Raw genomic sequence first — 25,329 nt, 5'->3', positions numbered from 1 at the left:
GAAATCCCTCGCCCCGCTCGCGGGTTCTGTGCGGGATATCCTCACTTTGTTCGGATAGTGCCCGCGCAGAACCCGCGACCGCGTCTCGCCCTTTCGATCCACCAGGACTGCATCGCAGCACCGCACCACGGGCCACCCCAGCCGACTCCATCGCTCCCTGTGGTCGCTCTGTCGTCCCTCGCACAGTGTTGGTCGCGCCACAGAGGCGCGACAGCGCGCGCCACATCGTTACTGTGAGCATTCGCGCGAACGAACGGTCCGAAGGACCCGGCAGTTCGCGCGATTCACTCGATCGAGCGTAGCGAGATCGAGCCTTTTTCGCCCACGTTCGCAAGAGCACAGCTCTTGCGAGCCCATCAGAGATCTTCGATCTCTGAGGACGTTTTTGCAAGCGGGGTGCGCCGACGGCGCACCCCCGCTGGAAAAAGGTGGATCGGAATGATTAGGGCCGGGCGTGGACAACCGCCGTCCATGTTGAGCAGACAGTTCGTCCGTGAGAACGCCGAGATGGTCCGGGAGGCCATCGAGCAGAAGGGCGTCACGGGCGTCGACCTCGACGAGATCCTGCGGATCGACGCGGAGTGGCGCGAGCTGAAGGCGGAGGGCGACAATCTGCGCCACCAGCGCAACGAGGTCTCCAGCGAGATCGGCGAGTACAAGCGCGAGGGCGAGGAGGAGAAGGCCCAGGAAGCCATCGAGCGCTCCAGCGAGCTGAAAGCGGAGCTCCAGCGCGTCGAGGACCGGGCCGACGAACTCGAAGCGAAGCTGGAGGCTCGCCTGCTGGAGATCCCCAACGTCCCCCACGAGTCGGTGCCGGTCGGCGACGACGAGAGCGACAACGTCGAGCGCTACCGCGAGGGGTTCGACGACCTGCGGACCCTGCCCGAGGACGTGATCCCTCACTACGAGCTGGGCGAGGAACTCGACATTCTGGACTTCGAGCGCGGCGCGAAGGTCTCCGGCGGCGGGTTCCAGTTCGTCAAGGGCGAGGGCGCACGGCTGGAGTACGCGCTGATCCAGTTCATGCTGGACGTACACCGCGAGCAGGACTACGTCGACGTGTTCCCGCCGCTGCCGGTCAACAGCGAGTCGATGCGTGGGACCGGCCAGCTGCCGAAGTTCGCCGAGGACGCCTACCGCATCGGAGCCCGGCAGGACGACGACCACGACGACGACGACCTCTGGCTGCTCCCGACCGCGGAGGTGCCGGTGACCAACATGTACCGCGACGAGATCCTGCTGGACGACGACCTCCCGATCAAACACCAGGCGTTCTCGCCGAACTTCCGCCGCGAGGCCGGCGAGCACGGGACCGAGACCCGCGGGTACGTCCGCGTCCACCAGTTCAACAAGGTCGAGCTGGTCAACTTCGTCCGGCCGGAGAACAGCTACGAGCGCCTCGAAGGGCTGCTCGCCGAGGCCGAGGAAGTGCTCGACCGCCTGGACCTGCCCTACCGCGTGCTGGACATGTGTACCGGAGACATGGGGTTCACCCAGGCCAAGAAGTACGACATCGAGGTGTGGGCACCCGGCGACGACATGGACGACGGCCCCGAAGAGGGCGGGCGCTGGCTGGAGGTGTCCTCGGTCTCGAACTTCGAGGACTTCCAGGCCCGTCGGGCGGGCATCCACTACCGGCCCGAACGCCACGAGTCGGCCGAATACCTCCACACGCTCAACGGCAGCGGCGTCGCCGTCCCGCGCGTGATGGTCGCGATCATGGAGTACTACCAGAACGACGACGGCACGATCACCGTCCCCGAACCGCTGCGCCCCTACATGGGCGGCCAGGAACGCATCGAGGGTCACGACCCGGTCGGCGAGAGCGCCGTCGGCGAGGGCGACGGCGACGCCTGAGGCGGTCGGTCGTCCGAGCGTCCGAGGGGACCGCCAGCGACGAGCGAGCCCACTGGGCGGCGTCGAGTGGCACTCGGGATCGAAAGCTGACGCCGCTGTGACGGGGAATGCCTATTTGTATCCGGTGCGTGACCGAAACGCATGACGCTCGAAGGACTCGACGAGCTGGACAAGAAGATCATCCACGAACTGCAGACCGACGCGCGCCACACGTCTTCTGGAACGATCGCCGACGCGGCCGACGTCTCGGCCAGCACGGTCCGAAACAGGATCCAGCGACTGGAACAACAGGGGCTCATCAGCGGGTACCACGCAGACGTGGAGTACGAGAGCGCCGGCTACCAGCTGTACACGCTGATCATCTGTACCGCGCCAGTCCCGCGGCGAGAGGAGCTGGCAGAAGCGGCGCTGGAAGTTCCGGGCGTCGTTCGCGTGACGGAGGTCATGACCGGCGAGGAGAACGTCCACGTCAGCGTCGTCGGGGCGGACGGCGACGACCTCAGCCGCATCGGCCGGGACCTCGACGAACTCGGGCTGGAAGTCGCCGACGAGGACCTCATCCGAAGCGAGCACGTGGACGCGTTCGACGGGTTCGACGGAGAGTGTGCGGACGAATAGGAAATATCGAACCCCATAATCTACCGAATCGTCAATTACATCGGCTAGCTTATTGCCGTCCGTCTGTAACTGCCGGGTAACAGAGACACCCGAACCGAAGCGGTGTCGACACAGCAACACATGGTCCGACAGTCACTACCCGGCCACACTCGCACAGCACTCCCAGACGAACGGGCGGCCCTCGTCGATGGGCGGTCGCTGGTCGCACGGGCGGAGGCGACTGATCCCCCGCCGGGCGTCCGGACGGCCGGCGTCGCGGAGTGCAAACGAGTGCGCAGTGGCCGGACACGGCGAGACAGATGAAACAGCTAGAGCGAGACCTCGGGCTCCCGACCGTCCTGGCGATCAGCGTCGGCGCGATGATCGGCAGCGGGATCTTCATTCTCCCGGCCCTGGCGCTCAAGACGGCCGGTCCCTCGGTCGTGCTCGCCTACCTGCTCGCGGGAATCCTCGTCGTGCCGGCGGCGCTGTCGAAGTCGGAGATGGCGACGGCGATGCCCGAGGCCGGCGGGACCTACCTCTACATCGAGCGCGGGATGGGGCCGCTGTTCGGGACGGTCGCGGGCGTCGGCACGTGGTTCTCGCTGGCGTTCAAGGGCGGGCTCGCGCTGGTCGGCGGCGTTCCTTACCTCCTGATCCTGTTCGACCTCCCGGTCAAGCCCGTCGCGCTGGGGCTGGCAGCCGTCCTGATCCTGGTGAATCTCGCCGGAGCGAAACAGACCGGCCGCCTGCAGGTCGCCATCGTCGTGGTGATGCTGGCGGCGCTGTCGTGGTTCGTCGCCGGCAGCGGAGCGAGCGTCCAGCAGGCCAACTTCCAGCCGTTCTACGCCGACGGACTGTCCGGCCTGCTGGCCGCGACGGGGCTGGTGTTCGTCTCCTACGCTGGCGTCACGAAGGTCGCCAGCGTCGCCGAGGAAGTCGAGAACCCGGACCGGAACATCCCGCTGGGCATCCTTGGCTCGCTGGCGTTCACGACGCTGCTGTACGTCCTGATCGTGGCGATCATCGTCGGCGTCACCGACGCGGGCGTGGTCGCCGGCTCCGCCACCCCGGTCGCCGAGGCCGCGGCAGCGACGCTGGGCGAGTGGGGGGTCTGGGCCGTGGTGCTGGCGGCGATCCTCGCGCTGATCTCGACGGCCAACGCCGGCATCCTCTCGTCGTCTCGGTACCCCTTCGCGATGGCCCGTGACGGCCTCGTGCCCACGTCGCTGGCAGAGGTCAGCGAGCGCTTTGGCACGCCGTCGCTGTCGATCTCGCTGACCGGGATCGTCCTGCTGGCCCTGATCGCGTTCGTCCCGATCCTCGACATCGCGAAACTCGCCAGTGCGTTCCAGATCCTCGTGTTCGTCCTGATCAACGTCGCGATCGTGGCCTTCCGCGAGGGCGAGGGTGACTACGAGCCAAGCTTCGAGGCCCCGCTGTATCCCTGGCTGCAGGTCGGCGGGGTGCTCAGCGGCGTCGTGTTGCTCACCCAGATGGGACCGGTCGCGATCGTCGGGGCCGTCGTCATCACCGTCGGGAGCGTGCTCTGGTACCTCCTCTACGCCCGGCCCAACGTCGAGCGACAGGGTGCCGCGGCCGACGCGGTCGGACAGGGGATCGGCGACGCGCTCATCGACGAGACCGCCTCGGCGATGGAGAACAAGCCCTACGAGGTGCTGGTCGCGATCACCCGAGAGATGGATCGCGAGCGCGAGGCCGCACTGCTGCGGATCGCCGCCGACCTCGTGCGGCCACACGACGGCCGCGTCGTCGCCGTCTGGTTCGAGGAGGTGCCAGACCAGATGGACCTCGAAACGGCCTCCGAGACGCAGTCGCCGGCAGACGTTCAGTTCGAAGAACAGACCGACGACCTCGCAGACGACCTGAACGTCGCCGTCGACACGGGCGAGATCGTCAGCCACGACACGAAACACGCGATCGTCAACTTCGCGCGCCATCGCGGCGTCGACGCAATCGTCGCGGAACACGAACACCGACGGCTCCGGTCGCGGCTGTTCGGCGATCCGGTCGACTGGATCGTCGACCACGCACCCTGTGACGTGTTGCTGGTGGACAACAGGGGGTACGACCGACCGAAGCGCATCGCGGTCGAGGACGACGGCGGCCCGTTCCACCCCAACACCGTCGCGATCACGGACGCGCTGGCCGCCGAGAACGGCGGTCGCGTCGTCTTCAGCCCGGGGGACAAAGACGAGAACGGCCCCGGAGTGACGTACCGAGAACAGCTGGCGGACCTGCTGTCAGTCCCGGTCTCGGCCACCGGCACGGAGACCGCACAGACCAGACCGGACATTCGGATCCGCCGGGGAGCCGATCACCGACTCCGGGGCTCGCTGCTCGACCGGCGGCCCGACGGCCCGGCCGACAGCACCGAGATCACCGTCCACGCACACGAGTCCGAACAGCCGGGGCTGCTCCGGCGGCTGTTCGAGCGCATCGTGTTCTGACCCTCAGGACTCCGGCGTGTGGGTCCTGAGCCGGGCAATCACGCCGTCCTCGAACGCGAACACGTCGACGAACCGCGTGATCTCCGCCCCGTCACTGGCCAGCAGTCGTCCCTCGACCGCGACGGTCGACGCCCCGGTGTAGACAGCGTCGATGGGATGGCTCGTCTCCGTCTGTGGGCGCTCCTCGCGCATGAACTGGACGAAGCGGTCGCGCCCCTCGAAGGTCCGATCCGGTCGCTCGTGGACGAAGTCAGGGGCGAGTACGTCCGAAAGCAGGTCGTAGTCGTGCTCGTCCAGTGCCCGGTAGTACGCGCGTGCCGTCGCCACCCGATCCATGACTGGCCCCTCGCCCGGCAGCGACGAGAAAGTGGTGGTCCGGCGGCCAGACGGACGGTTGGAGGCGACGGCTCGGTCGATCGCACGACAGTGTCGATCGAGCCGAGAGCGAACGACGATCGGCCGTGTCAGTACCGCTCGCCGTCGTCCTCCTCGTCGTCCGCGGCGAGTTCCTCCTCGGTCGGGATCGCGGCCATGTCCTCGTCGCTGGCTCCGTCTGGTTCGTCGAGCTCGTCCGTCTCGTCGAGGTGGTCCCGTTGGTCCGGAGCGTCGTCGGGCGACGCTCCCCCATCGCCATCGTCGAACGCGGCCCCGCCGTCACTCGATTCCCCGCCGGGTTCCAGCGAGCCAGATCCCGGCGGCGGAACGTCCGCGTCGTCCGGTTCGAGCGAGGGCGTGTCGGGCGTGGAGTCCGGACGCTCCTCGTCCGGGCCGTCAGCTCGCTCCTCGTCCGCCGGTGAGGTTTCCGCTGCCGACTGGCTCGCTTCCAGGTCCGCTTCGAGTTCGGCCAGATCGTCGTCGCCCTCGGCGTCACCGTCGTCGGCGTCCGGCGGTGCGTCGACCATGCTCGTCGGCGTCTCCGCCGGGTCCCCACCGGTCGGGTCGTCGGGCTGGTTGGCGGTCAGCTCCGCCTCGATCTCCTGGAGTTCCGCGTCGTCGATCTCCTCCTCGCCACCGGTCTCGTCGCCCGACCCCTCGCCTGCCGGCGTCTCGTCGAGCGACGGCGCGTCGGCCTCCGCACCGCCGGTCGCGGCCTCGTCGATATCGATCGCCAGTTCGACCTCCGCGTCGTCGTCCTGCGGGAGGATGCTCTGGGCGTCGTCGGCGTCTAAGTCCGGCGGCCACGCGTCGGGATCGATCGGTTCGCCGATGCCGCGGGCGGTCTCCAGCGGTCGCTCGGCGTCGTCCCGGAGCTGCTGGCCCGCCGCGCCGGCACCGCTCGAATACTCGCTGGCCGACTCCGAGAGCCACTCGGCGGCCTGCCAGAGCGCGGTCGCCTTCTCCTCGGCGCGCTCGTAGTACGTCGTCAGGTCGGCGTCGTCGACGAACCGGACGGCGCTGTCGAAGTGGTCGGCGGCCTCCTCGAAGGCCGCCTGTGCCCGCCCGAAGTCAGACTGAGCGAGCATCCACTCCGAGTCCTGGTAGGACCCCATGGCACTCGTGAACGCCCGCCGCCCTTCGGTGTAGTGGGCGTGGCCGACCCGATAGCGGGCGAAGGCGGTGTCGTCGCCGCCGGTGTCGCCGATCGTGTCCTTGATGGCGTCCACGTCGGGCAGAGCCAGCGGGCTCTGTGTCGACCAGGCGTACTGGACGATCCCGTCGTGGTCGACGACGAACACCGCCCGTTCGATCAGGGCCTGCCCGACGGCGTCCTCGAAGGTGACGCCGTACTCTCGGGCGACCTCGCGACGCGTGTCCGAGAGCAGCGGGACGTGCAGGTCGTACGCCTCGGCGAAGGCGGCGTGGCTGTACAGGGTGTCCGCGCTGATCCCCAGCACGCTCACGTCTTTTTGCATCGTGAACAGGTCGAGTTCGTCCAGGTCCGACTCCTCGTCACAGGCCGGGTTGAAGTCGCCGGGATAGAACGCGAGGATGACCACGTCCTCGCCGAGGTACTCGTCCAGCGCCACCCGCCGGTGCTCGCCGTCGACGACGGCCGGCAGCTCGAACCGCGGCGCTTCGTCGCCCTCGGAAATCACTGCGAGAGAGTTTCTCGTTCGGCCACTTAACTGTATGTCCAAAATCGAAGCTCGTGGCCCTTATACCGGCTGGCGACCTACGAGCGGCCGTGGAACTACACGTCCGGTACGAGGGCGACGACGATCCCGACAAGTGCAGCGCCCGGCGGCTCGCGCAGTTCGACGAGGCCGAGTTGCACCGCGCGACCCGGTCGACGCCGCCGGGGATCGTGCTGAACCCCTTCGCCGACCAGGCCCTCTCACCGGCGGACCGGGCGGGCTCCGGGTCCCGCACCGACCGAGTGGTGGCACTGGACTGCTCGTGGGAGACCGCCGAGCGGGAGGCGTTCGACCTCGAAGGGCTCCACCGGTCGCTGCCCTTCCTCGTTGCCGGCAACCCCGTCAACTACGGCACCGCCTTCCAGCTCAACACGGTCGAGGCCTTCGCCGGGGCGCTCTGTATCCTCGGCGAGCGCGACCACGCCGAGCGGTTGCTCGAACACTTCAGCTGGGGCCACACCTTCCTCGAACTCAACGAGGAGCCACTGGAGCGGTACACCGCGTGTGCGGATTCGAGCGAGGTCGTCGCCGTCCAGGACGACTATCTGGCCGAGGAATGACGAGCCGGCGGTCGGCGAGGGCGGCGAGTTCGCCAGCCGTCACCAGCCGAAACCGCGACGCGCCGTCGGTTCGAGCGGGCTCGACGGGAGCCCCGCCTGTGGCTCGGGCGCGTTGTACTCGCCCGGTGCCACGTCGTTGGGTGCGTCGGGGTAGCACAGCGACGCCAGCGCTTGGATCTGCCCGCGGCCGACGCCGAGTTCGAACTGCCCGCCGCCGTACAGCTGGATGCCGCGTTGCTCGCAGTAGGCGATCGACTCCAGCAGCGACTCGACGGTGCCAAAGCGGGAGGGCTTGCAGTTGAGCCACGACGGTTCGACGGGCAGTGCCTCGATGCTGGCGATGCCCGTGATCGGGTAGTCCCAGCTCAGCCGCTCCTCGCGCCCCTCGAACACCGATCGCGTCTCGTCGGTGATCGCCGCGTCCTCGACGACGGCGTCGGACAGCCCCTCGGCGACGTGCCGATAGAATTCGGCGTCGATCGGCGTGTCCACGTCGGTCCCCTCGTAGTAGGCCTTCAGGTCGACGACGCGGACCGCGTCGGTCGCCGCGAGGGCCGCGATCAGCTCGGCGTCCCAGTCGGGCGTGGGGTCGAGCTTGAACTCGATGCCGGGGTCGATGTCGAGCCACGCCTCGACGCGGTCGGTCGTCGGCCGCCCGTCGCCGTCCTCGCTCAGCCGCGTCGAGACCACGAACCGGACGGGATCGTACGTCCGGTCCAGTGCGTCCCCGAGCGTCCGGCCGGCCTGTTTCAGCGCCAGGTCAAGCGCCGCGCTCTCGAAGGCCCAGCGCCGGTAGTGACGGGCCGGGTCCTGCGTCGGCGGCTCCGGCCACAGGTCGATGTCGTCGAGTCGGTCGGAGAACGAATCCAGCGTGTACTCGCCGGCCAGATCGGCCGTGAGCGCGTGCATCGAATCGTGGTCCTCGGGCTCGTAGGTCACGTCCTCCCCGCGCCCGACCTCGCCGTCGCCGTGGAGCGCGACCGTCGTCGTTCGCCGCGTGAACCCACTGGAGGTGTCACGGCGACGATCGGCAAGCTCGTACTCGTCGACGGTCAGCTTCAGGTCGGCGACCCGCTCGTACATACCACTCCTTTGTCGCGGGGCGAAATAAATGGCCGGCAGCGAGTGGCCGAGTGATACTACCGGCTGTAAATCTGTGAACGATTTCGCCACCCCGGGGTGGCGAAGATCCTCACGAAGTTACAGCCGGCAGTATGACTTACAAGCGCAGCGACGCAGTGGTGCATACGATGTCGCGTACAACTGCCACCGCGGTCGTGGTCGTCCTCGTCACCCTCGCGGGCTGTAGCGGGCTGCTGGTCTCAGAGGACGCCACGCCGACGATGAGCGAGACGGCCACGCCGACCGCCGTCGAGTCCCAGACGGCGACGGAGACGGCCACACCGACCGCGACGGAGACGGCTACTCCATCACCGACAGAGACGCCCACACCGACCGAGACGGAGACGCCGACGCCCACTCCATCACCGACAGAGACGGCCACGCAAACGCCGGACGACACGCTCTCGTCGGACAACCCGTGGGGCCAGGAGATCGTCCCGGTGCGGATCAACGACAGCGCCGACGACGGGCGCAACACCACCGCGCTCACGCTCCGGACGATCGACTACTGGAACGCCAACATCGAGCGCTACACCGACTTCGAGTACCGCTTCGTGCTGGCCGAGGACCCCGACGACGCCCGCGTCGAGGTCCAGTTCAGAGAGTCGGTCGATCGCTGTGACGAGCAGGAGACCAACGTCGCGGGCTGTGCGGCGTACCTCCACGAGGGGACGAGGGCCAGAGACCTCGAAGTCGCCGCCGTCGAGAGCCAGGGCTCGAACGCGGGGGTCCTGGCGACGACGCGCCACGAGTTCGGCCACCTCGTCGGGCTGAACCACAGCGACGAGCCCTTGGACCTGATGGCACAGCGCTACGAGGGCGACATCCGCGACGCCACCGACCGGCCGTTCCCGTGGTACGGCGACACCCTCCACGTCGCGGTCGAGCCAGACACGATCGACGGGGACCCGGCGGTGGTCCGCGAGCAGGTCCGCCACGCGGTCGAGTACTACGACGGCGGGGCCGACAGCACCGTGCCGGAGAACGTCAGCGTCGTCGTGAGCGACGAACCGGAGTTCGCCGAGGTCGTCGTCACCAACGACAGCGAGCGGGGCTGTACGGTCACCGACGGATCGGGCGCTCTCCGCTCGGTCCGGAACCTCGACACCGACGAGCGCGCGGAGCTGTACACCCGGATGGTCGTCTGTATCGGCCCCGTCGGCGAGGACGCCGTCGGCTGGCACACCGGCTACTGGCTGGGGACGGCGTTCGGCCTCGAAGACGGCGAGCGGGCGGCCATCTTCAGGACCAACGACCCACGCGAGGTCCGCAGCGACTGGTGGAAGTAAGCGCCGGATTGCTCACCTTTTTTACAACCGTCCGAGTGCGCTCAGTATGAAGGGGCGAACGCCGTTGTCACGACGGGACGCGCTCGCGACGATCGGTGCGCTCGGCGCGACGGCACTCGCAGGCTGTCAGTCCGCCGAGCCGTCGATCAAGATCGACAGAACGGTGCTGCGCGACGAGGTGACGCCGATTCGGCTCACGGGCTTCCCGCCCGAGACCGAGGTCGAACTGGCGGTTCACATGGACTGGGAGCAGCCGTCCGTCTCAACGCTGACGATCAAGACAGACAGTGAGGGAATCGCGGATCTCAGCGATCAGGCACCGGTCGCGGGCGACTACGAGGGTGTCGCGCCGATGGGGTGGCTGTGGTCGATGCGCCAGCCCGAGGAACTGCCAGAACTGCTTACAACGGCAGTATCGACGGCCAGCGAGACCGAGACGGCGACCGAGACCGAGACGCCACCGGTCTCGTCGGCAACGGTCACGCTCGTCGCGGCGATCGACGGCGAGCGACGGGCGACGGCGACCCAGACCCGGCGGCTCGTCGGCGAGAGTGTCGAACACCGGCCGGTCAGGCAGTCTGATCTCGTCGGCGAACTGTTCGTCCCTGCCGGTGACGGACCGCACCCGGGCGTGCTCGCCCTGCACGGGTCGGGCGGCGAGGAGGTCTGGTCGTACGGCCGGCTGCTCGCGAGCCACGGATTTACCGCACTGTCGCTCGACTACTTCGGTCCCGAGGACGGGAACCCCTCGCAGCTTCGCGACGTGCCACTGTCGTATTTCGAGCGGGCGGCGGCGTTTCTTGATTCGCTCCCCGAGGTCGCTGACAGCCAGATCGGTGTCACGGGCGTCTCGCGAGGCAGCGAAGTGGCCCTGATGCTCGGTGTCCGATCTGATCTGATCGGCGCGGTCGTCGTACTGGCACCGAGTCATTACCGATGGGGGCGCGCCTGGACAGCGGGGGGCGAGCGGTTGCCGTCACTGGTGCCCGCGTCCGGAACCACCGAGTTCGAGGGCGGAAAGGCCATCTACACGCCGACGTTTCTGGCCGGGACTGAACAGGCCAGCGAGGAGACGGTCGAGGCCGCGACGATACCCATCGAAGAGATCGACGCGCCCATCATGTTCGTCTCGGGGCAAGCGGACACACTCTGGCCGTCCGCGACGTTCGCCCGTCGGGCTGTCGAACGGCTCGAAGCGAATGGGTTCGACCACGAGGTGGCCCATCTCAGCTACGAGAACGCCGGGCACGCGGTGTCGAACGTACCGTACAAACCGACGCAACCGCTGTACGCGACCGAGGAGTACGTGCTCGGCGGGACACCGCGGGGCAACGCCGCCGCCATCGCCGACGCGTGGCCCGAGCGCGTCGCGTTCTTGCGGCGAGCGTTGGTCGACGAAAACAGCGAGTGAGACTGTCGAGAGGGAAGCAAACAGCTACTCTACCAACCGCTCAATCTCGGTGACCAGCACGTCGCTGGCACCCACGTCCTTGAGCGCGGTGATCGTCTCGAACACGTCGGCGTCGTTGACGACGGCGTGGACGGCCACGTCGTCGCTGCCGGCGATGTCCATCACCGTCGGGCCGCCCATGCCGGGCAGGACGTCCTTCACGTCGTCCAGCGCGTCCTCGGGCGCGTTCATCATGAGGTAGCGCTTGCCCTCCGCCGAGATGACCGACTCCAGCGCTGTCGCGACCTGCCCGACCTTCTCGTCGCCGACGACCTCCTCGCGGGCGAACAGGCGGACCGAGGAGTCGAGCACTTCGTCGACGACTTCCAGGCGATTCATCCGCAGGGTCGTCCCCGTCGAGGTGATGTCGACGATGCCGTCCGCGATGTCGACGTGGGGCGTGAGCTCGGTCGCGCCCGAGACCTCGGTGATCGAAACGTCCACGTCCATCTCCTCGAAGTACCGGCGCGTGACGTTGGGGAACTCCGTGGCGACGCGGCCGCCCTCGAAGTCGTAGACCGTCTCGACGGCGTCGTCTTCGGGCGCGGCCAGCACCAGCCGACACGAGCCGAAGTCCAGATCGAGCAGTTCGGTGAGGTTGCCGGGATCGGCCTCCCGGACCTGGTCGAGTCCGGTGATCCCCACGTCGGCCGCGCCGTCGGCGACGTACTCGGGGATGTCTGCGGCGCGGGCGTAGAGGATCGTCACGTCGGGATCGACCGTCTCGGCGTACAGCTGGCGGTCGGCCCCGTCGACGACGTGGAGCCCCGCCCGTTCCAGCAGGTCGACCGACGGATCGTGCAGGCGGCCCTTGTTGGGGACGGCGATGCGCATACGGACACCTCGACGGCCCGCCGCAATTGCTTTTCCCTTCCCAAGTGGTGTGGTGGCTGTCGCTGTCCGCTGGAATTCGCACCCCGGTCGTGGGGACCGTCCGCAGAGACAGCAGTACGAGGAAGGCGGTGGATTCAGGCACCCCCGGACAGAACCGTCGGGCGTGAGCGAACTCCTCGTCTCCGGCGGACGGGTCCTCCGACCGGACCTGACCGTCGAACGCGCGGACGTACTGATCGATCAGTCGAGTGGCGACATCGCGGCCGTCGACGAGCCCGGCGCGCTCGCCGGCGACGACGAACTGGACGCCAGCGGCGGCCTCGTCGTGCCGGGACTGGTCAACGCACACACGCACGTGGCGATGACGCTGTTGCGGGGGTACGCCGACGACAAGCCCCTCGATGCGTGGCTCCAGGAGGACATCTGGCCCGTCGAGGCCGAACTGACGGCCGACGACGTGCGGGCCGGTGCCGAGCTCGGCCTGGTCGAGATGATCAAGTCCGGAACGACGGCGCTCTCGGACATGTACTTCCACGTCGACGAGATCGCCGGGGCCGTCGAGCAGGCTGGCCTGCGGGCGGTGCTGGGCCACACTGCGGTCACCGTCGGCAAGGACGAGGAGGCCGCACGCGAAGACGTACAGCAGAGCCTCGACGTGGCCGAGCGCCTCGACGGCGCGGCCGACGGGCGCATCCGGACGACGTTCCAGCCCCACTCGCTGACGACCGTCGGGGAAGAGTTCCTCCGGGAGTTCGTCCCCGCGGCGAACGACGCCGACCGGCCGATCCACCTGCACGCCAACGAGACGAGCGACGAGGTCGGCCCGATCGTCGACGAGCACGGCAAGCGGCCACTGGAGTACGCCGACGACCTTGGGGTGCTGGGCCCGGACACCTGGATCGCCCACGGCGTCCACGTCGACGAGCGAGAGATCGAGTTGCTGGCCGACACCGACACCGGCGTCGCCCACTGCCCTGCCTCGAACATGAAGCTCGCAAGCGGGATGGCACCCGTCCAGGACCTGCTCGATGCCGGCGTCACCGTCGGCCTGGGGACGGACGGGGCGGCCTCGAACAACGACCTCTCGATGTTCGACGAGATGCGCGACGCCGCGATGATCGGCAAGCTCGCCGCCGAGGACGCGAGCGCGATGGCGGCGGCGAGCGTCGTCGAGATCGCCACGGCCGGCGGGGCCGAACTGCTCGGGTTCGACAGCGGGCGGATCGAAGCGGGCGCGAACGCCGACCTCGCCGTGGTCGACCTCGACCAACCCCACCTGACGCCGGCCCACGACCTCGTGAGCCACCTCGTCTACGCCGCCAGCGCGAGCGACGTGCGCCACACCGTCTGTGACGGGACGGTCCTCATGCGCGATCGGGACGTGCAACCGTTCGACGAGGCGGCCGTTGTCCAGCGGGCGAGCGAGCACGCGACGGCACTGGTCGAGCGCGCAGCGGAGTAGCGGCGGCCGCCGGGCGGGGTTAAACGACGAGAGACGTTTCTAAACGTTCTCGCGCCGTCTGAGTTAGTCTCGAACGTCGCCGAACTGACTGAACCGGATTCGGGGTTTATGCCGGTGTTGGGACACGTCTCTGGTACGATGCGCACCGAACTATTCGCACTGGCGATGGCCGTCACGCTGGTCGGGGCCGCAGTCGGTCCCGGCGTTGCGGCGGCCGACGACGAAGCGGGGAACGCGGCGCTGTCGGTCAGCGTCGCACAGGACGACGACGTGACGATCAGCGTCACGGCAAACGACAGCGCCGTCGAGAACGCCACCGTCGACGTGGGTGGCGAAGACGGGAGTTCCTACGAAGGGATCGGGTCGTACACGACCGACGACGACGGCGAGGTCGAACTGGACTCGCCCGAGGTCAACGAGACCATCTCGGTCACCGCGACCGCGGACAACCGGACGGCCACGACGACGGCCGACCTGCTCGGCGAGGAGTACCTCGGCGAGAACCGGACGAGCGCCTTCGGCCAGCAGGTGTCTGCCTACGTCCAGTCGCTGCTGGACGGTGACCGACGCCACATCGGCCCGCAGGTCGCCGCCTTCGTCCAGGCGAACAATCCCGGGAACGCACCAGCCCACGCGGGTCCGCCCGCACACGCCGGCCCCGACCGTGAGAACGAGACCGAAGACGAGAACGAGACGGCATTCGAGAACGAAACCGACGAGGACGAGCGCGGCCCGCCCGCACACGCCGGTCCCGACAGCGAGAACGAGACCGACGACGAGCGCGGTCCGCCCGAACACGCTGGTCCCGACAAAGACGACGAAGCGGACGACGAAACGGAAACCGAAGCGCCAGAAGACGAGGACGACGGAGGAGAAGCCGAGAGCGAAGACGAGGAACGAGAGACCGACGAAGCGCCAGAAGACGAGACGGAGACCGACGACGGCGGTCCGCCCGACCACGCCAACGCGGGCGGCAACTGATCCGGGTTCGGTAGCGTTTTCAGCGGCCTGCTCTTTATCTGGGGTATGACTGATCCTATTACCGCGCGACTCGACGACCCGGCCACGGCCCGCGAGGAGGGCCGCCGCAAGATGGACTGGGCCGTCCAGCACATGCCGATCATGGCGTCGCTCCGGGAGTCCTTCGAGGCCGACCAGCCCTTCGCGGGCGAGCGCATCGGCATGGCGATGCACGTCGAAGCCAAGACCGCCGTCCTGGCCGAAGTGCTGGCCGCCGGTGGGGCCGAGGTCGCGATGACCGGCTGTAACCCGCTGTCGACCCACGACGACGTCTCCGCCGCGCTGGACGCCGTCGACGGTGTCACCTGCTACGCCGAGCGCGGTGTCGACGACGAGGAGTACTACGCCGCCATCGAGGCCGTCATCGACCACGAACCGACGATCACCGTCGACGACGGGATGGACCTCGTGGCGGCGATCCACGAGGACTATCCGGAGCTGATCGACACGATCGTCGGCGGCGCAGAGGAGACGACGACCGGCGTCCACCGTCTGCGGGCCATGGACGACGACGGCGCGCTGGAGTACCCCGTCTTCGCAGTCAACGACACGCCGATGAAGCGGCTGTTCGACAACGTCCACGGCACCGGCGAGTCCTCGCTGGCCTCGATCGCCATGACGACGAACCTCTCGTGGGCCGGCAAGACCGTCGTCGTCGCCGGCTACGGGAACTGCGGGAAAGGCGTCGCGAAGAAGGCAAGCGGCCAGAACGCGGACGTGATCGTCACGGAAGTCGAGCCCCGCCGCGCGCTGGAGGCCCACATGGAAGGCTACGACGTGATGCCGATGGCCGACGCCGCCGAAGCGGGCGACGTGTTCATCACGACGACGGGCAACCGCGACGTGATCGTCGAAGAACACTTCGAAGCGATGCAGGACGGCGTCCTGCTGGCCAACGCCGGCCACTTCGACGTGGAAGTCGACCTCGACGCGCTCTCGGAGCTTGCCGTCGACACGTACGAGGCCCGCGACGGCGTCCGGGCCTACGAGATGGCCGACGGTCGCCGACTGAACGTCCTCGCAGAGGGGCGGCTCGTCAACCTCGCGACCCCGATCGCGCTGGGCCACCCCGTCGAAGTGATGGACCAGTCGTTCGGCATCCAGGCCGTCTGTGTCCGAGAACTCGTCGAGCGCGGCGAAGAGTACGCGGCCGGCGTCCACGACGTGCCCGACGAACTGGACAAGGAGGTCGCGGAGATCAAACTCGACGCGGAAGGCGTCGAGTTCGACTCGCTGACCGAGAGCCAGGCCGAGTACATGGACTCCTGGCAGCACGGGACGTAGGCCGGTCTCGCGCACAGTCTGGATGACCCCGGCGAGTGACAGGCAAACGAGGGTTCCGCACGTCCAGCTCGTGAAACAAGTCAGTGGGAACTAAGTTCTGACCGTCGTAGAGAGTGGCAATGAAGCTCGGCGTTCTGTCAGACGTTCACGGAAACGAGGTCGCGTTACGGGCCGTCCTCGCGGACATGCCCGGCGTCGACGGACTGGTGTGTGCCGGGGACGTGGTGGGGTACAATCCGTGGCACGCGGCGTGTGTCGACGCGATCGCAGCGCCAGAGAGCGGGCCGATCGCGGACAGCGACGCCGCGTTGCTCGACGGAACGGTCCCGACGGTGCAGGGCAACCACGACCGGGCCGTCGCGACGGACCACGCCCCACACTTCAACCACATGGCGGCGGCCGCCGTCGACCACGCCCGCGACCAGCTGACCGACGACCAGCTGGCGTGGCTCGACGACTTGCCGACGGAGCGCCACGTGCTCGACGGGCGAGTGAAGATCGTCCACGGCCACCCGGACGACCCCGACCACTACACCCGGCCAGGAGAGTTCGGACCGGACCTGCTGGGAGACGAGGACGCGCTAATCATGGGCCACACCCACGTGCAACACCACGAACGGTACGACGAGGGGATCGTCCTGAACCCCGGGAGCGTCGGCCAGCCACGGGACGACGACCCGACGGCGGCCTACGCCGTCCTCGACGTGGCCGAGGGGACCGTCGAGGAGCGACGCGTCGACTACGACACGGATGCGGTCATCCAGGCAGTCGAGGACGCCGGGCTCCCGCGACAGATCGGGTTCCGGCTGACACAGGGGCGATAAGTCGAAGGTCCAGAGACAACAGACGGCGTCAGAACACGTCCTGAACGAGCGAGAGGGCCTGTTCACGGTCCGACCACGGGACGAACACGGACACCGAGGTGGCCGAGGTGATCACGTCGTAGAGGTTGATGTGGGCGTCCGAGAGCGGGTCGATGACGCGCTTGACGATGCCCGGCTGGTTGGGCAACTCACCGCCCGTGACCCGGACGACGGCGATGTCGTCCTCGACGGTGACACTGGAGAGGGTGTCGTCGTCGACGACGTGATCGTGCAGGAGTGCCTCCGCGTCGTCGGCGTGCTCGGTGTCGACGTAGAAGGTGATCGAGTCCATCCCGGAGGAGACGCCGTCGATGTTGATCCCCTCGTCGCCCAGCGCCGTCGAGAGCTCGCCGAGGATGCCCGGACTGTTTCGGATCGCGCGGCCGGCGACGGTGACACAGCAGAGGCGCTCTTCCTGGAGGTCGATGAGGTTCTGGAACTCGCCTTCGATCGAGGTGCCACCGGTCAGCAGGTCGCCGTGCTGGTAGTGGACGACCCGGACGCCCAGGTCGCGGTCCTTGTACGACAGCGCCGAGGGCGCGACGACTTCGGCCCCGCGAAAGGAGAGCGAGCGCAGTTCGTCGACGGAGATCTCGCCGACGTTGCGCGCCCCTTCGACGACGCGGGGGTCGCCCGTCATGACGCCTTCCACGTCGGTGACGATGACGACCTCGTCGGCGTCCATGTACTTGCCCAGCATCACCGCGGAGGTGTCCGAGCCGCCCCGCCCCAGCGTGGTGACGTTGCCCGCGAGATCCTGTGCGAGAAAGCCCGTGACGACCGGCACCACGTCCTCCAGCTGGCCGGCCAGCGCGTGAGCCCGCTTGGTCGTCTCCTCGACATCGACCTCGCCGTACTCGTCGGTGATGATCGGCCAGTGCTCGCTCCCCGGTTCGAGGAACATCGCGTCGACGCCGCGGGCCGCGAGCGCGCCCTTGAGCATCCGGACGGAGGTGCGCTCGCCCATGCTGACGATCTGTGCGCGGTCCTCGGGCTCGGCGTCGTACTCGATCTCTTCGAGGAGTTCGTCGGTCGTGTTCCCCATCGCACTGGCGACGACGGCGACCTCGTGACCGTTCTCGATGGCCGACGCGATCGAGTCTGCGGCCCGGTTGATCCGCTCGCCGTTGCCAAGGCTCGTCCCACCGAACTTGGCGACTACGCGCATGCTACCACCCTGATCGTGCGTACGTGACTCATTACCCGACCCGTAGCCCATGGTCGGGGATAACTGTGTTCATCTGGCGCGGCACACCGTTTATTTGCGTTCGCGCCGACACTCCGGTATGGAGATCCGGGACGCCGTCGAGGCCGACGCCGAGCGCATGGCCGAACTATCGGGGAGCCCGCCGGACGTGATGCGGAACCTCGTCCACGACCGGACGGTACGGGTCGCGGAGACACCGGCCGACGGGGACGAGGAGACGACAGTCGCCGGGTTCGTCAGCTTCGACGCCCGGGACAGCACCGTTCACGTGACACAGATCGGCGGAAGCGAGAGCGCGTGTGCGCGACTGATCGAAGAGCCGGTCAGCTTCGCCCGGCGCGAGGAGATGGGCGTCGAGGTCCTCCTCCCAGCCGACGAGGACGCGGCACGCACCGCCATCGAAGACGCCGGCTTCGAGAACGAGGGGGCCGGCCCCCAGTTCGAGGGCCAGCAGACGACTCGGTACCGACTCGACGCCGGTCGCGCCCACCAGTAGGGGTCCGTCTGGCCGAACGTGGGGCGCTACTCGGCCGACTGGGACGGCCACAGCTCGACCGCAGCGATCCGTGCCCCGTCGACACGCAGGACGGAGATCCGGTAGCCGTCGGCCTCGATCTCGTCGTCGGCCTCCGGTGCGCGACCGAGGCGGTCCAGCACGAGCCCGCCGATCGTCTCGAAGGCGTCGCTCTGGAAGTCGCTGTCCAGCTCCTGGTTGACTGCCGAGAGGGGGACCGAGCCGCCGACGCGGTAGGAGCCGTCGTCGCGGTGCTCGATCGAGAGTTCGCGCTCGTCGGTGTCGAAGTTGTCCCGAATGTCCCCGACGAGCGTTTCCAGTACGTCTTCGACCGTCGCGATGCCCTCGAACGCGCCCCACTCGTCGATGACGACGGCCATCTGGCGCTGCTGGTCCTGGAACTCCCCGAGGAGCTCGTCGATCCGGGTCGACTCGGGGACGAGCGGGAGGTCCCGTGCGATGTCGCCCGCCGTCGCCGAGGACTCGTCGCCGGTCTCGATGACCCGCAACACGTCCTTGGCGTCGACGAAGCCGACGACATCGTCGTCCTCGTCCACGACGGGGTAGCGCGTGTGACCCGCGTCGAGGACGACCGACCGGAGTTCGGCGACCGGCATGGCGGCGGGGACGCTGATCACGTCCGGCCGCGGGACCATCACCTCGCGAACGGACCGGTCGTCGAACTCGAAGACGCGCTGGATCATCTCGACTTCGCTCGCGTCGACGTGGCCGGCCTGCCCCGACCGGTTCAACACCCGCAGGATCTCCTCCTCTTCGAGCGTCTCCTCGCTCTCGGAGGCCGGTTCGACGCCGATCAGCTGCGTGAAGTAGTTCGCCGTCCCGTTGAACACGACGATGCCCGGATAGAAGAGATAGAAGAAGAACTTCATCGGCGCGGCGACCAGCAGCGAGATCTTCTCCGCGTCCGCGATGGCCAGCGTCTTCGGTGCGAGTTCGCCAAAGACCACGTGGAGGAAGGTGATGACGGTGAACCCGACGGCGAAGGCGACGGCGTGGAGCAGGCTCGGTGGCAGAATCGGAGCCAGCACCGGCTCCAGCAGGTCGGCGATGGCGGGCTCACCGACCCACCCCAGTCCCAGCGAGGCGACCGTAATCCCCAGTTGCGTCGTCGCGAGGTAGTCGTCGAGGTGGTCCATCACGTCGTCCAGCACGCCGGCACCGGCGGCCCCCTCTTCGACGAGCTGTTCGACGGAGGTCGCCCTGATCCGGACGAAGGCGAACTCCGAGGCGACGAAGAAGCCGTTCAGCAGGACCAGAAAGAGCGCGAGCGCGATACCCCCCAGCGAGAGTGCGATGTCGGTCATGTGGCCAGTCCTTCCAGCGTCTCGGGGTTAAACGGTGGGGTCGAGACAGGAAGTTCACTCCGCGCCCCGTCCCACGGAGACAGTCTGGCGGTTCACCGACGAGCACGACCGTGAGCTTCCGGCGGCCATCGACTCGGACGGCCGGATGCCCCCGGCGCTGGCCGACCGGCTCGTGCGCCGGTCCACCGACCCCCGGCGAGGACCGCAGCCACACGACCGACGGCCCCGCCGGCACCTTCGGCTCCGACCACAGCTACGTGCTGGTGTTCTCGAAAGCGGAGTGAGAGTCGAGGAGGAGGTGACGAGACCGACGAGAGCTGCGCTGTTGAATCGCTGTTCTTTCGGCTAATTATCGCGTGAAACAGCTATTCGGTCGGTGTGCGTATCGACCTTTTTCTGCGTCGGGTTTCCTCACTCGCTGCGCTCGTTGCGGGAACCGCACCTCGAAAAACGTCGGTGAAAAAGGCCGACGGCTCGACCATCGGTCTCGCCGTCGGTGAACTGCGCTCGCTTCGCTCGCGCAGATGCTGGTGATCCGTGTATCGCCTGCACTGCACGGCACCGCTGCCACACCCCACCCCAGCCGATTCACTCGGTCGCTACGCTCCCTCGCTCATCCCTCGCACAGTGTCGTCGCGCCACGAGGGCGCGACAGTGCGCGCCACTGCAGTTCGTTACGTTGTGGACTGTATCGGCCAGAAGTGAGCATTCGCGCGACCGAGCGGTCCGAAGGACCCGGCAGGTCGCGCGATTCCCTGCCCCGAGCGTAGCGAGGGGCAGCCTTTTTCGCCCACGTTTTTACGCAAGCGGTGCGCCTCCGGCGCACCCGCTGCGTAAAAAGGTGGTCTCACATGAAGTCGGCAATACCTGACTGTTTGTTCTTGTCGTTCTCGAACACGCGCTTGATCGACTTGTCGAGGATTTCGAGGCGTTGTTTGGTGTACTCCCGGCAGTCGAACTCCTCGGCGACCATCGTCGCCGTGTCGATGTACTTGTTGACCGACCCCTCGTGGACCGTGAGGTTGACGCGGCCGCCACACTCCCGGCAGTCGCCGGTGAGGGGCATCCGGCGGTACTTCTCGCCGCAGTCGAGACAGCGGACTTCCTGGCGGGAGAAGGCCCGGAGGTTGCCGATCAGGTCCGGCAGGAAGTGGTACTCGATGATCCGCTCTGCCACGTCCGTCTCGTCGACGGCCCGCAGCGTCCGCGAGATGTCGAGCTGGGCGTCCATCTTGTCGGTCATCGACCCCAGGGTCTTGTACGCCGACAGGTCCGGGCCGAGCGCGATGTCGGAGGTGTCGTGGGTGTGGTCGAAGCCGGTGTACTCGTGGTCGGTGCCCAGCGTCTCCTCGGCGATGGTCATGATCTCCTCGACCTCGCTGGGGTCGGCCATCTCGCGGGTGGCCTCGTAGAACTCGCGTGGGTACTCCCGCATGATGTCGATGTTGTGGGCCTCGTCGTCGATCTCGCTGGGGTCGATCCGGGAGGACATCACGAGCGGTGCGTCCATCCGGCCGCCGCGCTGGTTCGGCAGGAACGTCTTCGAGAAGTTGAGCAGGCCGTCCATCAGCAACATCACGCAGTCCTCGTCGCCGTCGCACTGGCCAGAGTAGATGCCGTCGAGGGCGACCGTGTGGGTGTCGGCGACGGTGAGACAGTAGACGTGGTTCGTGTCGCTCTCGACGTACTCGACCGACGCCACTTCGTCGAACGGAACGCCGTCGTCGGCTCCCGCCGAGGGCTGTGGGCTATCGCTCGCCGTCATCACGGTCGTCTCGCCACCGTCGTAGGCCGGGAGTTCGTCGCCGGCCGAGAGTTCGCTGGCCGGTGTGTCTTCGATCCCGTCACCGCTCCGTCGCAGCATCGTGTGGTCGGGAGTCACCCGCAGCGAGCGGTCGCCGACCTCGATGCGGACCATGTGATCGGGAGCGTGGTGTTTCGAGACCGCCTCGACTGGCTTGCGACACGGGCGACCGTCGGCGTCGACCGAGGGCACCGTGACGTCGCCGTCCAGTTCCTCGACCAGCGTCCCGAAGTCGTCCTCGCGCGGGTCGTCGAGTCGCTTCTCGACGAGGTCGGCGATGGGGCCGTACTGCCAGTCGCCGGTCTCGTCCTCGTACCAGAGCCGCGAGTCGGGGTGAAAGCAGTTGCGCCGCTTGGCGGCGTGGAAGTACGGATGCGCGTACCCGACCGCCGCGGAGGTGAAGCCGACGACGCGCCCGACCGTCGCGGCGCTTGTGTGGGGTGCCATCCCGAAGACGAGTTCGCCGACGAGCTCCTCGCGGTCGTCGAGTTCGTAGAACCTGTCGAGCCCGTAGTACTGCTCTAAGAGGTCGTCGACGAACGCGGCGGTCTTGAGCATGTGCTCGGCCGCGCCATCCGAGAGCACCACGTCCTGGACTCTGAGCTCGACGAGCTGGTCCTCGTGGCGCAGCGGATCGCCGTGGATGTCTTCCTCGTAGCCCAGCCCGCGGAGCTGGTCGACGCTCACGTCGAGTTCCGACGCCCGGACCGCGGTGACCGGCAGGTCCGTCATGTCGTAGCGGACGGTGCCGTCTTTGAACGCCGACACGTCGTGTTTCGCCCGGAGAATCCCCTTTTCCATCGGTTCGGGGATCTTCTCCTTGGAGGTCAGCCCCTCGACGCCTTTGACGATGTCGAAGGCCGTCTCGCGTTCGCCGACGGCAGCGAGCGCGTCGCGGAACTCCTCGCCGAGGTCGATGGCCTCGTACTGGGTGGGGTAGGCCATCGTCTCGCAGTGGACACACTCGGCTCGGCCCGACTCGTCGGGCTCGACCTCGGAGTCGCAGTCGGGACAGACGTAGACGGCGTCGGTGACGCCGTTGCAGTCCGGACAGCGGCCCCGGAAGCTCTCGGTGCCACAGTCCCGACAGCGGCGGCGACCGACCTCGACCTCGACGAGGCCCTGCTGGTCGTTCATCTCCTCGGCGTGTTTGGTGGCGTCGGCGACCGAGCGCTGAGCGCCGCCGGCCTCGTCGATGGGGAACAGCGTGTGGACGGCCGGTGACAGCTCTCGCTCCTCTGATTTCTCGGGGCGACCCATCCGGTTGCCGATCCGGGTCGGGGCGCGCTCGCGGAGCCGGAAGGGGGCGATCTCGTTGATCGCCTCGATGGCGTTGTCGCCGTCCGCGTACGTGCGGGCGTGCTCCGAGAGGTCGTCGAGCGACCACTCGCGTTCGAGAGCGGCGTCGAAGCCAAGCGTCCGGACCAGTGGCTCCCAGTCGGGGACGACGATGGTGTCCTCGCGCTGGGTGTGCTCGACCAGCAGGTGTTCGAGCGTCTGGGCGACGGGCTCGCGGTTCGGGAGGACGAGGTCGCCGTCGGTGCCTCGGTCGGGCGACGGCGTTGGCGCGACTGCGCCGTCCGTCTCGGCCCTCTCGGCGTCTTCGACGGCGGCCGCCAGCGCGCCGACGGCGTCGACGGTCACGTCGTGCCAGCAGTAGGTGTACTTCGGGTGCAGGGGAGCGTCGTACGCCTCGGCCCACCGCAGCGCCTCCTCGGCGGTCGGATCGGCCAGGTCGACGTGAACGTCGTCTTGCAGGGCCTGGAGGTCGCCACCGGCGTCGTCGAACTCCTGTCGCCACCACTCGACGGTGTAGGAGGCCGGCACGAGCGGGTGGTTGTTCTCGACGAACTCGCCGTAGTTGACGAGGTACTCGCCCAGATCCAGCACCTTCTCGACGCCGTTGCGGACCTCGATGGCGTCGGCCGGGTCGTCGATCCGGCGCACGTCCCCGTTGGCGAGCTTGACCGTCGGCCCCTCGATGGTGTCGACCGGGACCACGCCAGCGGCCTTGCCGGGCCGTTCGGTCTTGATCTGGGTGCCGGTCGCGAGGAAGTCGTCGACCAGGTGCATCGTCGCGGGGTGGACGCCGGCAGTCGCGTTGCCGTGGTTGCGCGCCCGGCCGTAGCGGAGGCGAAAGCCGCCGGGTTCGCTCGGGTGTGAGAAGACGGGTCGGCCGGCGATGAGGTCACGGAGGAACTTCGTACTGGGATCGGCACGCGGCGGGCCGTCGTCGTTCCCGTCGCTCTCCTCGTCCTCGCCGTCGCTCTCGTCGTCCCCGTCGTCGGCCTCCTCGTCCTCGCCGTCCTCGCCGCCGTCTTTGCCGATCGTTCCGTCGATGAGGTCCTGTAGCCACGGCCAGTTGACCTCGTCCAGGTTGCGGGTGTAGCGCTGGATCTTCGGGGCCTTCAGCGCGATGCCCTCCGCGGCGACGAGACACATCCCACCGCGGGCGGAGTTGGTGTCGACCCGTTCGAGGTCCCGAAAGCCAGAGACCTCCTCGTCGCCGGTCGCCTCACCGTCCAGCATGATCGGCATGTGCTCGGCGATGAACTTCGACTCTTTCTCCTTTGGCGAGTACTGGAGGCCCGTCTCCTTGTCGTAGAGTTCGATCTCCTCGGCGTAGCGGTTGATCTCCTCGTCGCGCGCGTTGTACTCCTCGATGCCCAGCAGCGCGCGGGCGTAGTCGGCCACGAGGACCGAGAGTGCCTGTGCGGTCCCGCCGGCCGAGCGGATCGGGCCGGCGTAGTAGACGTTGACGAACTCGGTGCCGTCGTCGTTTTCGAGGATCTCGACGCGGTCGATACCCTCGATCGGTGCGGCGACGACCCCCTCGGTCAGCAGGGCGACGGCCGTTCGAACGGCACCCTCGACCTTGCCGGCCTTGGAGTCGTAGTCCCCGACCTCGCCATCCACGAAGTCAGAGACCAGCTCCAGTGCGGCCTCCTCTCTGCTCATCTCGCCTTCGAGTTCGCGCACCCGCTCGGCGACGCCGTCGATCCCGAGGATGTTCTCGACGCGGTCGGCCATGTCGCGGGCCGTCGGGATCTCGACCTCGGGGACGGGATCGCCGCCGCGTCGCTTGGCCGCCTGGGCCACCTCGAAGGCGTCGTCGAGCTGGGATTCCAGGCGGTCGAAGTAGCGTTCGTCGACCTCGCGCATCTACAGCCCCCAGAGGTCCAGCTCCGTCGTCTCGTCGTGCTCGCGCACGAGCTCGGCGTCGAAGGCGCGAACGTGGAGTTCTCCGGCGAAGACGGTCGCGCTGTTGAGGTGGCCCGCAAGCGCCGACCCGTCGGGTCGCGAGAGGACGGCGTGGGTGTGGGCGAACGGCTCCCCGTCGAGCAGCGAGACGTTGCCGACGCAGGCCGCCACCTCCAGCGGTTCCGGGAAGGTCACGGCGTCGTACTCCCGGCGGTCCTGGTCGTAGAAGTAGATCTCGGCGTCCTCGACGGCACCGAGCCCCTGGAAGAAGGCCGCGTCGATCCCCTGCTCGTCGGCGAAGTCCTCGATCTGGGCGCGCCAGTCACGCCCGGTTTCGAGCCGACAGACGTACTCTCGGGTGGTCTCGACTTCGCGGTAATCCATACTGGAGTGA

At 67.9% G+C, this 25,329-nt stretch carries 19 protein-coding genes; 11 read left to right on the top strand and 8 right to left on the bottom strand.

Annotated features, from left to right (window positions below; translation table 11 throughout):
• Positions 1-471 precede the first annotated feature (471 nt).
• From serS to IL252_RS07925, 3 genes are all read left to right on the top strand, one after another.
• Positions 472-1,857: a serine--tRNA ligase gene (serS, locus tag IL252_RS07935; RefSeq protein WP_208627573.1), complete on the top strand. Its 1,386-nt coding sequence runs from the start codon at positions 472-474 to the stop codon at positions 1,855-1,857.
• A gap of 141 nt (positions 1,858-1,998) precedes the next feature.
• Positions 1,999-2,475 (top strand): Lrp/AsnC family transcriptional regulator, encoded by a 477-nt coding sequence (locus IL252_RS07930; RefSeq protein ID WP_208627572.1) that lies wholly within the window; start codon positions 1,999-2,001, stop codon positions 2,473-2,475.
• 299 nt (positions 2,476-2,774) lie between these two features.
• Positions 2,775-4,925: an amino acid permease gene (locus IL252_RS07925; RefSeq protein WP_208627571.1), complete on the top strand. Its 2,151-nt coding sequence runs from the start codon at positions 2,775-2,777 to the stop codon at positions 4,923-4,925.
• Positions 4,926-4,928: 3 nt separating this feature from the next.
• Here IL252_RS07925 and IL252_RS07920 read toward each other — a convergent pair whose 3' ends face one another.
• Together IL252_RS07920 and IL252_RS07915 are read right to left on the bottom strand one after the other, a co-directional pair.
• Entirely contained in the window at positions 4,929-5,261 is a 333-nt protein-coding gene (locus IL252_RS07920; protein ID WP_208627570.1) for a nuclear transport factor 2 family protein, read from the bottom strand.
• Between the two features lie 128 nt (positions 5,262-5,389).
• Positions 5,390-6,961 (bottom strand): redoxin domain-containing protein, encoded by a 1,572-nt coding sequence (locus IL252_RS07915; RefSeq protein ID WP_208627569.1) that lies wholly within the window; start codon positions 6,959-6,961, stop codon positions 5,390-5,392.
• Between the two features lie 89 nt (positions 6,962-7,050).
• On the opposite strand from IL252_RS07915, the gene IL252_RS07910 reads away from it, so the two are divergent.
• Positions 7,051-7,560: a DUF367 family protein gene (locus tag IL252_RS07910; protein ID WP_208627568.1), complete on the top strand. Its 510-nt coding sequence runs from the start codon at positions 7,051-7,053 to the stop codon at positions 7,558-7,560.
• A 39-nt stretch (positions 7,561-7,599) separates the two neighbouring features.
• On the opposite strand, the gene IL252_RS07905 is transcribed toward IL252_RS07910, so the two are convergent.
• Complete coding sequence (locus IL252_RS07905) at positions 7,600-8,643, bottom strand: hypothetical protein (RefSeq protein ID WP_208627567.1); 1,044 nt, start codon at positions 8,641-8,643, stop codon at positions 7,600-7,602.
• 167 nt (positions 8,644-8,810) lie between these two features.
• On the opposite strand from IL252_RS07905, the gene IL252_RS07900 reads away from it, so the two are divergent.
• Both IL252_RS07900 and IL252_RS07895 read left to right on the top strand, forming a co-directional pair.
• Positions 8,811-9,971: a matrixin family metalloprotease gene (locus tag IL252_RS07900; protein WP_208627566.1), complete on the top strand. Its 1,161-nt coding sequence runs from the start codon at positions 8,811-8,813 to the stop codon at positions 9,969-9,971.
• A 46-nt stretch (positions 9,972-10,017) separates the two neighbouring features.
• The gene (locus tag IL252_RS07895) at positions 10,018-11,382 is read left to right on the top strand and encodes an acyl-CoA thioesterase/bile acid-CoA:amino acid N-acyltransferase family protein (protein WP_208627565.1); all 1,365 of its coding nucleotides are present in this window, start codon (positions 10,018-10,020) and stop codon (positions 11,380-11,382) included.
• 24 nt (positions 11,383-11,406) lie between these two features.
• On the opposite strand, the gene hisG is transcribed toward IL252_RS07895, so the two are convergent.
• On the bottom strand, positions 11,407-12,255 hold the full coding sequence (gene hisG, locus IL252_RS07890) for an ATP phosphoribosyltransferase (protein ID WP_208627564.1): 849 nt from the start codon (positions 12,253-12,255) through the stop codon (positions 11,407-11,409).
• Positions 12,256-12,418: 163 nt separating this feature from the next.
• On the opposite strand from hisG, the gene IL252_RS07885 reads away from it, so the two are divergent.
• From IL252_RS07885 to IL252_RS07870, 4 genes are all read left to right on the top strand, one after another.
• Complete coding sequence (locus IL252_RS07885) at positions 12,419-13,717, top strand: amidohydrolase (protein ID WP_208627563.1); 1,299 nt, start codon at positions 12,419-12,421, stop codon at positions 13,715-13,717.
• A gap of 138 nt (positions 13,718-13,855) precedes the next feature.
• Positions 13,856-14,698: a hypothetical protein gene (locus tag IL252_RS07880; RefSeq protein ID WP_208627562.1), complete on the top strand. Its 843-nt coding sequence runs from the start codon at positions 13,856-13,858 to the stop codon at positions 14,696-14,698.
• 45 nt (positions 14,699-14,743) lie between these two features.
• Positions 14,744-16,021, top strand: coding sequence for an adenosylhomocysteinase (locus tag IL252_RS07875; RefSeq protein ID WP_208627561.1), 1,278 nt, complete (start codon positions 14,744-14,746; stop codon positions 16,019-16,021).
• Between the two features lie 119 nt (positions 16,022-16,140).
• Positions 16,141-16,845: a metallophosphoesterase gene (locus IL252_RS07870; protein ID WP_208627560.1), complete on the top strand. Its 705-nt coding sequence runs from the start codon at positions 16,141-16,143 to the stop codon at positions 16,843-16,845.
• A 28-nt stretch (positions 16,846-16,873) separates the two neighbouring features.
• Here IL252_RS07870 and IL252_RS07865 read toward each other — a convergent pair whose 3' ends face one another.
• Positions 16,874-18,052, bottom strand: coding sequence for an aspartate kinase (locus IL252_RS07865; protein WP_153554829.1), 1,179 nt, complete (start codon positions 18,050-18,052; stop codon positions 16,874-16,876).
• Between the two features lie 118 nt (positions 18,053-18,170).
• On the opposite strand from IL252_RS07865, the gene IL252_RS07860 reads away from it, so the two are divergent.
• Positions 18,171-18,587: a hypothetical protein gene (locus tag IL252_RS07860; RefSeq protein WP_153554830.1), complete on the top strand. Its 417-nt coding sequence runs from the start codon at positions 18,171-18,173 to the stop codon at positions 18,585-18,587.
• Positions 18,588-18,613: 26 nt separating this feature from the next.
• On the opposite strand, the gene IL252_RS07855 is transcribed toward IL252_RS07860, so the two are convergent.
• The 3 genes from IL252_RS07855 to IL252_RS07845 all read right to left on the bottom strand — a co-directional run bounded on the left by IL252_RS07855 (position 18,614) and on the right by IL252_RS07845 (position 25,319).
• Positions 18,614-19,930 (bottom strand): hemolysin family protein, encoded by a 1,317-nt coding sequence (locus IL252_RS07855; protein WP_208627559.1) that lies wholly within the window; start codon positions 19,928-19,930, stop codon positions 18,614-18,616.
• A gap of 847 nt (positions 19,931-20,777) precedes the next feature.
• Complete coding sequence (locus IL252_RS07850; protein ID WP_208627558.1) at positions 20,778-24,896, bottom strand: DNA-directed DNA polymerase II large subunit; 4,119 nt, start codon at positions 24,894-24,896, stop codon at positions 20,778-20,780.
• On the bottom strand, positions 24,897-25,319 hold the full coding sequence (locus IL252_RS07845) for a PPC domain-containing DNA-binding protein (protein ID WP_153554833.1): 423 nt from the start codon (positions 25,317-25,319) through the stop codon (positions 24,897-24,899).
• Positions 25,320-25,329: the final 10 nt, after the last annotated feature.

Source organism: Halomicrobium sp. IBSBa, assembly GCF_017612575.1.
In the GTDB taxonomy this organism is placed as follows: domain Archaea; phylum Halobacteriota; class Halobacteria; order Halobacteriales; family Haloarculaceae; genus Halomicrobium.
This window is presented reverse-complemented; position numbering and strand designations above follow the sequence as displayed.